This window comes from Desulfoluna butyratoxydans, assembly GCF_900699765.1.
In the GTDB taxonomy this organism is placed as follows: Bacteria; Desulfobacterota; Desulfobacteria; order Desulfobacterales; family Desulfolunaceae; genus Desulfoluna; species Desulfoluna butyratoxydans.
Genome location: NZ_CAADHO010000002.1, coordinates 407,452 through 418,876, shown reverse-complemented (window position 1 = coordinate 418,876; position 11,425 = coordinate 407,452). Strand labels below are relative to the sequence as shown.

The 11,425-nt window shown below is 58.1% G+C and carries 6 protein-coding genes; 4 read left to right on the top strand and 2 right to left on the bottom strand.

Features of this window, described 5'->3' with window-relative positions; all coding sequences use genetic code 11:
- Nucleotides 1–481 precede the first annotated feature (481 nt).
- On the top strand, nt 482–1,933 hold the full coding sequence (locus MSL71_RS06915; protein ID WP_180138135.1) for an ATP-binding cassette domain-containing protein: 1,452 nt from the start codon (nt 482–484) through the stop codon (nt 1,931–1,933).
- A 266-nt stretch (nt 1,934–2,199) separates the two neighbouring features.
- On the opposite strand, the gene MSL71_RS06910 is transcribed toward MSL71_RS06915, so the two are convergent.
- Nucleotides 2,200–2,622 (bottom strand): HIT family protein, encoded by a 423-nt coding sequence (locus MSL71_RS06910; RefSeq protein WP_180138133.1) that lies wholly within the window; start codon nt 2,620–2,622, stop codon nt 2,200–2,202.
- Nucleotides 2,623–3,441: 819 nt separating this feature from the next.
- Between MSL71_RS06910 and MSL71_RS06905 the strand changes: the two genes are divergently transcribed.
- A complete protein-coding gene (locus MSL71_RS06905; RefSeq protein WP_180138131.1) occupies nt 3,442–3,939 on the top strand; it encodes a hypothetical protein in 498 nt (165 codons plus the stop codon).
- A gap of 252 nt (nt 3,940–4,191) precedes the next feature.
- Here the strand turns inward: MSL71_RS06905 and MSL71_RS06900 are convergent, their stop codons facing one another.
- Nucleotides 4,192–5,712 carry a sigma-54 interaction domain-containing protein gene (locus tag MSL71_RS06900; RefSeq protein WP_180138129.1) on the bottom strand — a complete coding sequence of 507 codons (1,521 nt, stop codon included), beginning with the start codon at nt 5,710–5,712 and terminating at the stop codon, nt 4,192–4,194.
- A gap of 796 nt (nt 5,713–6,508) precedes the next feature.
- Between MSL71_RS06900 and dinB the strand changes: the two genes are divergently transcribed.
- Nucleotides 6,509–7,693: a DNA polymerase IV gene (gene dinB, locus MSL71_RS06895; RefSeq protein WP_180138127.1), complete on the top strand. Its 1,185-nt coding sequence runs from the start codon at nt 6,509–6,511 to the stop codon at nt 7,691–7,693.
- A gap of 773 nt (nt 7,694–8,466) precedes the next feature.
- A complete protein-coding gene (locus MSL71_RS06890) occupies nt 8,467–11,223 on the top strand; it encodes an efflux RND transporter permease subunit (RefSeq protein WP_180138124.1) in 2,757 nt (918 codons plus the stop codon).
- The last annotated feature ends 202 nt before the right edge of the window (nt 11,224–11,425 follow it).

Below are 11,425 nucleotides of genomic sequence, written 5' to 3'. Positions count from 1 at the left end.
TGGGGCTGGTATACAAATTAAGGTGCCAGGTAAAGGTGTTGTGGAGAAAATAGGTGGCCTGTTGCGTGTTTTGGTGGATTTGTGTTGGTTGAAGCTGGTGTAATGATGGTTTTTAAGGTGGGTATGCCCTCTTCGGTGGGGGGCAATGGGCTGGCACAGCCCGATTATGGGCGATATCCCTCGATGCACCGGGGGCTTCTGGGGCAGCATGGCCGGAAAAAGAATCGTAATCATTCAGATCAAAACAGCCTCCGGCGGCCCTGCCGGGGGCTAAACTTTTAAAAAGTTGAACAAACAGGTCATAAAAAAATAGTTACATGAATGCCGTTTTAAATGCAGATGTGAGTTGATCCGAGGAACGAGGGGCAAATGACATCTGCTATCTGCTTTCAAGGTGGCACACCTTGCTGCCGGAGGTAAGCTGAAGCGTTACAAAGAATCTCCCTTAAAGTTTGGGCCATGGCTGTGCTATATACGCCCCATGGACATGACACTTGCATCCGTGGACTATCGTATCGCAGGCAACGCCTGGCTTCGCGACATCAACCTCACCCTTTCTCCGGGGCAGGTCTGGGCCGTCACAGGGCCCAACGGCTCTGGAAAATCAGCCCTGGGAACCCTTCTGGCCGGTAAGGCCGAGCCCACCTCCGGGAGCCTCACCGGCAGGCCCGAGGCCGTGGGCCACCTCTCCTTTGAAGAGCACCTGGCCACCATTGAGCGGGAAATCCGGGAAGACGACACCGACTACATGGACCGCATCGATCCCGGCCGTTCTGCGCTGGGGTTTATCATGGAGCAGGTGAAGGACGAGGCCAGGGCACGCCTTCTGGGGGAATCCTTTGGCCTGGAGACCCTGTTTGAAAGGGGCCTGCGCTTTCTCTCCACCGGAGAGATCCGAAAGACCCTCATCTGCCGGGCCCTGATGAAAGAGCCCACCCTCATGGTCCTGGACGACCCCTTCTGCGGTCTGGACAAAGGGGCCACAGCCTCCCTGGGAGAGCGTATCCACGGGTTGTCCCGTGCCGGGGTGACCCCGGTGCTCATTTTGGGACGGGAAAAGGAGATGATGCCCTGGGTGACCCATGTGGCCGAGATGAACCAGGGGCGGCTTGTGTACTGTGGTCCTGCAGACGGGTGGGCCCAAAAGCGACCTGCCGGGGCTGCTTCGGCCCCTGCGGCGCTTTCCGATGCCTGCTTTGTTCCGGCAGAAGACTCTACCATGTTCATGGAAGGAGAGTCTCTGGTCCGGTTTCAGGACGTGTCCGTGGCCTACAACGGGCGGCCTGTGGTGTCAGGGGTCAGTTTTACCCTGAGAAAAGGGGAGCACCTCATGATCACCGGGCCCAACGGTTCGGGAAAGTCCACCCTGCTCTCCATGATCAACGGGGACAACCCCAAGGCCTACGGCAAAGACATTTCCCTTTTCGGGCGCAGGCGGGGCACCGGAGAGAGCATCTGGGACATCAAAAAAGAGATCGGCTACCTCTCCGCCGAGTTCCAGATTGGCTACAGAGCCTCTGCCACCCCCTTTTCCGCCATCCTTTCGGGTCTTACCGACTCCATCGGCACCTACCGGCGGTTTTCCCCAAAAGAGAAAGAGGCGGCCCTTGCCTGGCTCGAGGCCATGAACCTGTCCCATCGCAAAGAGAGCCCCTTACGCAGCCTCTCCTCAGGGGAGCAGCGCATGGTCCTCATTGCCCGGGCCATGATCAAGGCCCCTGCCCTTCTCATCCTGGACGAACCCTGCCAGGGGCTGGACGATGCCAACAGCCGCTTTGTCCTCAACCTGGCCGACCGGGTGGGCATGAGCGGAAAAACCACCCTGATTTACGTCACCCACACCGAGACCGACACCCTCTCCTGCATCACCCACCACCTGCGCCTGACCCCCGACCGGGAAACCGGCAGCACCACACGGGTGGCACGGGTTTAATCAGGGCCAACGCATGTAACGATTCAGCTCCAAACAACAGCCTTCTATGGTTAAAGTGCATGGAAAAGCCTGCCTCCGACGGCCAGGGGATGATCCCCTGGACCTCAGGTTACGAAAGCCCTCCCCCTTCGTTCCTCAGGGGAAGAGCTTCCGCGAAGATTTTCGTGAAATTGAGCAAAACCTGTTTGTCAAACTTTTCAAAAGTTTGGCCCCCGGCAGGGCCGCCGGAGGCAAACATCTCAATGCGTTTGTCCTGCAGGTCACACTCAAGCCCATAGAAAATCGTCGCCAAGCTGGGTTTTGAGGGTGTTGATGAGCTCCTGTGCCTCGGTATCGGTGTAGGGCTCAGCGCCGGGGGCTCCCCAGACCGGTGCGGGCCAGCAGTAGTCGGAGGCAAAGCGGCCCACCACGTGGATGTGGAGCTGGGAGACGACATTGCCGATGGCGGCCACGTTGAGTTTTTCTGCGCCCAGGCTCTCTTTCGTCAGGCGGGAAAGAGTGCAGACCGCCTTGTGCACGGCCTCCTGAAGGGGAGCCTCCAGTTCGTAGAGCTCGGTCTTCTGGGTGGGGGGCACAAGGATGAACCAGGGGACCTTTTTGTTGTTCATCAGAAGCAGACAGAGCCCGTTTAAGGTGCCCAGGGTAAAGCAGTCATGGTCCAGTCGGGGGTCGAGGGAAACAGCGGTCATGGGGATCTCCGGTAAATAAGGGGTAAACGGCTGGCTCAAAAGCTAGCCCGAAATGTAATTGTTTCGTATCTGTTTGCCTCCGGCGGCCTTGCCGGGGCCAAACTTTTAAAAAGTATGACAAACAGGTCTTGTAAACGCTTATGCTCTTATATGGCGTTGCCGATAAGCCCATTGCTTCACACCGAACAGATGTGCAACCGGGACGTATTTGCGGAGCTTTTTTAAAAAACAAACACCCCGGAGTTATCCCGGTTTAAGTCAAGCGAATCCCAAGTGCCACTTATCGTGTTTCCAGAATTATGAAAGGGGCCTTTCCTGCAAAAACGATGGCCATATGTCACACACCACGCGAATGCCCCCGAAAGCGTGTGTAAGGCCACTGCTTCCATGCATTCGCCATAGGGTTTCAAGGTGCCCCCACCTTGCCGCCGGAGGCAGGCTTTTGGTACCGACTTTAACCATAGAAGGCGATCTGAATAGTTTCCCCGAAATCAGGGCAAAGATCAACGGCGGCCATGAGGCTTAAGGGGCGTGTCATGGGAAGGAACGTTTACGTTTGCTCGTCTTTTGCCCTCAAAGCAGGGGTAAAGCTAAGGGGAAAACCAGCCGAAAAGGGGAGTGTGGGGCCGGGTGTTGCGGCTCCTTTAAATCAGCATCCCTTTTTGCGGCTCAACCCCATGGGGGCTGAGCGGCAAAAAGGGATGTGACCGGAACGTTTTTGCGGCGCTTTTTTTAAAAAAGCGTGCCGCCGGAGGCGTAACCGACCAGTGATGCTCTGATTCGGGTGGATCTATAACGACGCAGCGTGGGAGAGAGGTGATGGCACAACCCGGGTGGATCCGATATCGGTTTTTGATGATGGTGCTGGGGGCCTGCCTGATGGCCTCCTGTGTGGCGCGGGTGGAGCCTGTGGACAGGCGACAGGCCTATCTGATGTCCCGGCAGATCCACAAAGAGGAACAGTTTCTGGAAGTACGCCCCTTTCTCTCCCAGTTCGGGGACATCCCGGTGCCGGGCGAACTCTATGAGGTGGCCGAGCACACCCTGCTGATGGAGACCCGGGGCGAGAAGACCGGGCTTATTGTCTACACAGGACGGGTCCTGAAAACCTCCCTGGAAATCTTCTTCAGGGCCGAGCTCAAGAAGAGAGAGTGGACCCTGGTGACGGCCTGCGCCTCCGAGCCCTCCACGGTGCTTCTTTTCAACAAGAAAACCCGCTGGTGCGTCATCATCCTCGATGCACGGGGGCCCCACACCGATGTGCGCATCGGAGTCTCCCAGGACCTGGGCCTTGCCCCGCGCCTTGTGGGCCACTGAACAACAGATCGCTTTTTCAAATAAAATGCCGCAGTGAGTTACCCGAGGTTCAAGGGCAACGTGCTGCGGCATTTTTTTTGAAATGTTTGGTGAGCAGATTTTGTAACTACTCAGTTGCCTACGGCGGGTCGTTTTTTTGAAAAAAGCTTCGCAAAAAACGTTTCTGATGAACCCGCTTTGAATAAACCAGGCAAACGTTTGGCCGCCGGAGGCAACGATGAACGGAATAGTTACCCAGATTTTAAGCATGCCCTATCTGTAATCCTTGTAATGAATATCGTATTTCTGGGCCTTGTAGGAGAATTTCCTGACGGTGGTGCCCAGCATCTGGGCGGCGGCGGTGATGTTGCCCCGGGTGTTCTTGAGGGTGTCGATGATCATCTCCCGCTCCAGGTTGGCCGTGGCCTCTTCCAGGGTCTTGGCCGGCAGGGTGCCGGACTCGGTGCCGGTCTGGAGGGTGGGCGGCAGGTGGTAGCCGTGGATCACCCCTTCGTTGCAGAGGAGCACGGCCCGCTCAATGCAGTTTTCCAGCTCCCGGACGTTGCCCGGCCAGTGGTAGCTCATGAGCATGTCGATGCCCGGGGTGGAGATGCGCCGGATCTCCTTTTCGTTCTCCTTGGCGTACTTTTCCACAAAGTAGTCGGCCAGAAGGAGGATATCGGTTTTGCGCTCTTTTAGAGGGGGGAGAAAGATGGGGAAGACGTTGAGCCGATAGTAGAGGTCGCCCCGAAAGGACCCCTCGTCCACGGCCTGTTCCAGGTTTTTGTTGGTGGCCGCGATGATCCTGACGTCGCTTTTAAAGGTGCGGTGTCCCCCCACCCGTTCGAACTCTTTTTCCTGCAGCGCCCGTAAGAGCTTCACCTGCACATCCAGGCTGATGGATCCGATTTCGTCCAGGAAGAGGGTCCCCTTGTGGGCCAGCTCGAATTTTCCCTGCTTCTGGTTGATGGCACCGGTAAAGGCACCTTTTTCATGGCCGAAGAGCTCGCTTTCGATGAGGTTCTCGGGCAGGGCCGCGCAGTTGACCTTGATAAAGGGGTGTTTGGCCCGGTTGGAGTTGTAGTGGATGGAGTTGGCCACCAGCTCCTTGCCGGTTCCGCTCTGACCCCTGACCAGCACGGTGGCGTTGCTTTTGCACACCTGGGAGATCATCTGGTAGACCTCCCGCATCTTGTTGGAGTTGCCGATGATGTTGGTGAACCGGTATTTGTTCTCCAGCTCCGTGCGCAGGCGGGTGTTCTCCTCTTTGAGCTTTTCCTTTTCCCGGTTGATCCGTTCTAAATTGATCACGTGGGTGGCGATCATGGTGGCCACCACCGAGAGGATCTCCGTGCCTTCGGTGAGGGAAAAGCTCGCCTCAAAGGGCCGGTCCACGCTCAGGGCGCCGATGACCCGCTTTCCCTTGATGACCGGCACGCAGAAGAAGGAGTACTCCACCCCGTTGTGCTTGCGGGATGCGGTGCGGTCCAGAAAAAGAGGCTCTTCGCTGATCTTGGGAATGGCAACGGGCTCGCCTTTTTCAAAGACGGTGCCGGTGATCCCTTCTCCGGGCCGGTACTTGCCCTTGCGCATGGCGCTCTTGGAGAGGCCGTGGGCCACCTCGATGTTGATCTCGTTACGCCTGGAGTTCAGGAGTGTGATGGTGCCCCGCTCCATATCCATCCCCTCTTCCAGGATGTTCAGCACATTGTACAGGGCGTTTTTGAGGTCGAGGTGCTCGTGGAGGGCTTTGCTGATTTCAAAGAAGAGTCTCGTTTCGTTCAGGCGTTTCATGCCGTCTCCCAAAGGCTCTGAAATGGCATCGACTCCCCGGCAGGGCCGAGGGGGGCTGCCTTTTGATAAGGGGGCCGGGCGACAGGCCTTTTGCCTGCCGTCGGGCGGGGGCGGCTGACTGAAGGCGTCTCCTTCCCGAGCCGCCGCCATGGGTCAGTGATAGGGAAAAACCGGGGTGAAGGCAACAAATTTGTAATTTTTGGCAACTAAATTTCAAGGGGCCGGAGCACGGAATATCCGGCGTCTGTAGGGGTAGACGGTAAAACAGGCGGATCCTGTGTGATTTTGGATGGTTCTTGATGTGCGTTCCCCTGGCGATTTATGGACTCATTGTCATCACCGGGTACCGGTGGAGGGGAAAGTCGGTGTTGTCAGCTGTGGTGAGCATGCTCTGTCGGGAATTTGGTTCCCTTTTTGGATATGGTGCAAGATATCTGATATATTATATATCATAATCCAAAACAACGCCCGGTTCCCCCAGGGTTAACGCATTTAGATTTTTGCCTCCGGCGGCCCTGCCGGGGCAAAACGTTTGACAAACAGGTTTTGTTTTTTGAGGATGCGTCCCTGCAAGGCATAGCCCCTTTTCTTTTTTTATTACCGGAACGTTTTTGCGGCGCTTTTTTCAAAAAGCGACCCGCCGGAGGCAATTGGCTTTTTACATGCGTTGACCCTGCCGGTTCCCCCTCCCCGTGTTGAAAAGCAAAGGGGCCGATGCTACCTTACATGTGTGCAGGAGGGCGGGCTCGCCTTGGCTCCACACCTTAATTCTAATGATCGTTTACGGGGATCCGGCATGATTCTTCACCTTGACATGGATGCGTTTTTCGCCGCAGTGGAGCAGCTGGACCACCCCGAGCTGCGCGGGCAGCCCGTGGTGGTCTCCGGCCACTCCGCCCGGTCCGTGGTCTCCACGGCAAGCTACGAGGCGCGTCGTTTCGGGGTGCACTCGGCCATGCCCCTCTATCAGGCCCTGAAGCTCTGTCCCCATGCCCGGGTCGTCCCCGGAAACCGGCAGCGATACAAGGAGATCTCTGCCCGGGTTTTTTCCATTTGCCGGGAGTACACCCCGTTGGTGGAGCAGGTCTCCATCGACGAAGGATACCTCGATGTCAGCGGGTGCCAGGGCCTCTTCGGCCCCCCCGAGACCATCGCCCGCACCCTTCGAAAGCGGGTGGCCGAGGAGACCGGCCTCACCTGCAGCGTGGGCGTGGCCCCTCTGAAATTCCTGGCCAAGGTCGCCTCGGACATCAACAAGCCCGACGGCATGTACGTGATCTCCCCCGAAGCCATGGACGCCTTTCTCGTGGCCCTGCCCGTGAAAAAGGTCCCGGGGGCGGGCAAGCGGACCGTGGCCCTCCTCGAAGAGCTGGGCATCCGGACCCTGGGGGATGTCAGGCAGTACCCCGCCCAGGCCCTTATCAACAAGATGGGATCCGCCGGTGAGCGCCTCACCGACCTGGCCTGGGGGCGGGACAGCTCCCAGGTGTCGTCCGAGGCCGACGAAGCCAAGAGCATCAGCAGCGAGACCACCCTGGATAAGGACACCACCGACCCGGCCCTTGTCCACACCCGCTTTCTCGCCCAGGCCGACGAGGTGGCTGCCCAGCTCCGCCGCAAAGGGCTCTTTGCAAGGCGCGTGGCCATCAAACTCACCTTTGCCGACTTCCGTCGCATCACCCGCCAGACCACCCTGGATACCCCCACCCACCTCTCCGGCCGGATTTACGAAGAAGCCGTGGCCCTTTTCAATCGAGAATGGAAAGGCCAGCGCATCCGCCTCGTGGGCCTCGGCTGTTCCCAGCTCACCCACGACGAATCCGCAGCCCCCAGCCAGCTGGATCTCTTCGGCCAGGTCGCCCGCCGCCAGGCCCAGGACGACGGCTGGGAAAAGGTGGAGCACAGCGTGGATGCCATCCGTGAAAAATTCGGAAAATACGCCGTCACCCGGGCCCGGGTAAACAAGAAAAAAGACGTATAAAAGCTCGCCTCCGGCGGGCAGGGGATAAGTCCCCTGCACCCCAGGTTTGCAAATGTTCCATCCCTTCGTCCCTCAGGGACGTCACATTTGCTGACGGGCTACGCCCGTGGTGGGCGGTGTGGGGTATTCAAACACACTTATATGCGAAGGCTTTTTGGCGTGGTTCATTTGAAAAAAGCCTCCGGCGGCCCTGCCGGGGGCCAAACTTTTGAAAAGTTTGACTAACAGGTCTTGACAGCTTTGACATGAATTTCAGCGATTTTGACTGTTTTAATCTTTCTACCGGAAAGTTTTTTGCGGAGCATTTTTTTAAAAAAGCGACCCGCCGGAGGCAAGCTGAATAGTTACAAAAACAATTGTACAAGTGACCGATTCCGGCCGAATCAACGCTGCTGCGTATCGACCTATCGTTCAAGGTGATTGCTTCAGCGTCGCCATTCGGCGTTTGGATATTTTATTTTTACCGCCCCCTTACCAGATTTTAGAAAGACGGGGTTAATAAACAGATTTTGGAAAAACAGATTCAGGCCAATCAAAATCAAAGGCGAATGTGATTTTCCCCGAGGACTGAGAGGGAAAGCGCATGCGCAACCTGCTTTCGAGGTGGCTCACCTCGCCGCCGGAGGCTGGCTTTTTTCTGTTCGTTGTGCCTTTGGTGGTGAGGCATCTGTTTGGCCCTGAGAGGGCTGTTTTATTTTGTCCTTTTGTTTTACCTGTCGTACAAATAGTGGGTGATCAACGGTATCTGCTCTTTCTCGACACAGGTGAAATTTATGAGACGCTACATTCGATTTGTTATTGCTCACCCCCTTCTCGTTCTGGGGGTGCTTGCCATCATCACGGCCTACCTGGCCCCTGGCCTGGGGCTCCTGACTTTCAACAACGCCCTGGAGGCCTTTATGCCCCGGGACGATCGCGACTACCTTCAAAACGAAGCAGCCAAGGAGATCTACGGGGACAACAGCCGGTTTTTTATTATCGAGGTCTCCGGCAAGGCCATGACCCCCGCCTTTTTCGGGCATGTGGAGACCCTGGTGGAGGACCTTGAGGCGTACAAGGACTACCCGTCCATGGAGATGGACGCAGGCCTAAAGCGCTTGACGGACCTGGCCCAAGAGCCTCCGGCCTCTGCCGAGGCCCTTCTGGAGGACCTTTCCTCCTGGCCTCTGTTCCAGCGCCTGGTGGCCCGCAAGCTGGATGCGGGCCAGCCCCTGGGCACCGAGGCTCTGGATGCCCTTGTCCTGTCCGTGAAAGAGAGCCTGGCCCTCATGGCCGAAGCCCCGGTGAAGCGGGTGGTCTCCCCCATGAGTGTCTCGGATATCCGCGCCGAGGGCGATGATTTGTTTACGGGCAAGCTCCTGGAAGAAGACGACGACGGAAAGCGGATCATGCCGGCAACCGGGGACGATGTGTCGGCTGTTCTGGAGCGCATGCGGGCCAACCCGGCCTTTCGCCACGGGATCTATGCGGAAAACGCTCAAGGGGAGATCACGGACTTCGGCATCGTGGTGACCTTCAGCAAGCGTCCCCGGGTGGACCGTATTTCCCGGGAGGTCATCGCCATCTGCGAGGCCCAGCAGGATCTCAAGGTGATGCCCCAGGGCTCTCCTGTGGTGAACGTGCGGTTCAACACTTACATGCAAAAGGACCTTCGCCGGTTTCTGCCCCTGGTGGTGCTGGTGATGGGGGTGACCTTTTTCATCAATTTCAGGTCGCCCCTGGGGTTTCTTCTGCCCCTGTGCTCTTTGGTGCTTTCCACGGTTTGGATCATGGGGCTCATGGGGCGGTTTGGTTACTCCATCACCCCTTTGGGGATCTCCCTTCCTCCCCTCATGGTCTCGGTGGGCAGCTCCTATGCCATCCACATCTACAACCAGTTTCTTGCAGACTCACGGCTCATGGAGGAGAAGGGCTTTTCCGAAGGGCTCTGCCTTGCCATGGAGCACATCAGCCAGACCGTTCTTTTTGCCGGGGTCACCACCATGATCGCCTTTGCCACCCTTGCCACGAGCCGCCTGTCCGCGGTGCGGGAGTGGGGGCTCCTTTCGGCGGTGGGCGTGGTCTTCTCCGTGATCCTGGCCTCCTCCCTTATTCCGGCCATTCTCACCCTGGTGGGCAAGGTGCCCCAGGCGCCCGTGCGAAAACGCAGGCGCCACCCAGTGGACCGCTGCATCCACCTCTTCTCCTGGCTGGTGACCCGGCATCCCCGAAAGGTGGTGGCCGGTACGGTTCTGGTCCTGGGGCTTTGTGTGGTGGGCATGTACCGCCTGGAGGTGGAGTCCGACTTTCTCCTTTATTTTAAGAAAAACGACGAGATCCGTGTGAGCGCCCGGGCCGTGGGAGAGAAGTTCAAGGGTCGCTCCGGCTTTAACCTCTTGATCGACAGCGGAACCCCCGGCGGGGTTCTGGACCCGGCCTTTCTGAAACAGGTGGAGGCCATTCGCCGGGAGCTGACCCGGCCGGAGCGGGCGGACTGGTGCATCGGCCGCACAGATTCCCTCACCGATTTTCTCATGGTGATGCACCGGGCCATGAACGGGGACGACCCGGCCTTTTATCGCCTGCCCGATTCCGCAGGCGATGTGCTGGACTATTTTGAGATCTACGGGGGCGAAGACGACAACGACGACGGCAGGCCCGATGAGTTCGAGGCCTATGTGGACCCGGACTGGCAGGTGATGAACCTGTTGTGCCGCCTCTACAGCGGGGACGGGGCCTCGGTGGGCACGACCCGCACCGGCCGGATCATGGGTGAGATCGAGGCCTGGCTGGACAATGCCCTGCCCCAAGGGGGCTCCGCCCATATCACGGGGTTTCCCAAGATCGACGTCAAGGTCACCGACTACATTGTAAAGGGTCAGCTCTCCAGCCTCCTATTGAGCCTGGGCGTGATTTTCGGCATTGTGCTGGTGCGGTTCCGCTCGGTGCACGCCGCCCTTCTTTCCATGGTGCCCATGGGGGCTGCGGTGATGATCAACTTCGGGATCATGGGCTGGTTCGGGGTTCACCTGGACATGCTCACCAGCATCATCGCCTCCATCACCATCGGCATCGGGGTGGATGATACCATCCATTTTCTCCTGGCCTACCGCCACCACGCCAAAGCCAACCTCTCCAAGGAGGAGTCCCTGCTGCGCACCCTGGCCGTGTCGGGCCGGGCCATCAGCTATACCTCCCTGGCCCTTGTGGTGGGCTTTCTCGTGCTGGCCACCTCCAACTTCGTGGCCGTGGTCCTTTTTGGCCTGCTCATGGCCGTGACCATGACCGCCACCACCATCGGGGCCCTTCTGGTGCTGCCCTCCCTGATCCTTCTTACCGGGTTTTACCCCCGGCCTGCCGTGGCCGAGGGGATGGCACCCAAAAAGGTGGACCGCCTCATCTCCCTGTTCCGATCCCTTGAAAACAGGCCCGGTGCACCCAAACGCATTGAGGAGCCAAACCTCCCCGAACAGAGCGAAGAGGCCTACCAGAAGGAGCAGGCCGCCTGGCTTGCGGAAGTGAAAAAGAGGAAAGAGAAGAACGGAAAATAAAAGCGATGCCTCCGGCGTCCAGAGGATAAATCCCCTGGTTCGCAAATGCTCCGGGGCTCGTTCCTCGCCCTAGGCATTTGCTGACGGGCTGCGCCCGTGTGGAATAGACAAGAGCGTGTAGCAAGACACCTCGAAGGCTGAGAAACGGCCCATGCACTGACGCGGCTCACACACCGGAAAACATGGCATCAACCGTGATGCG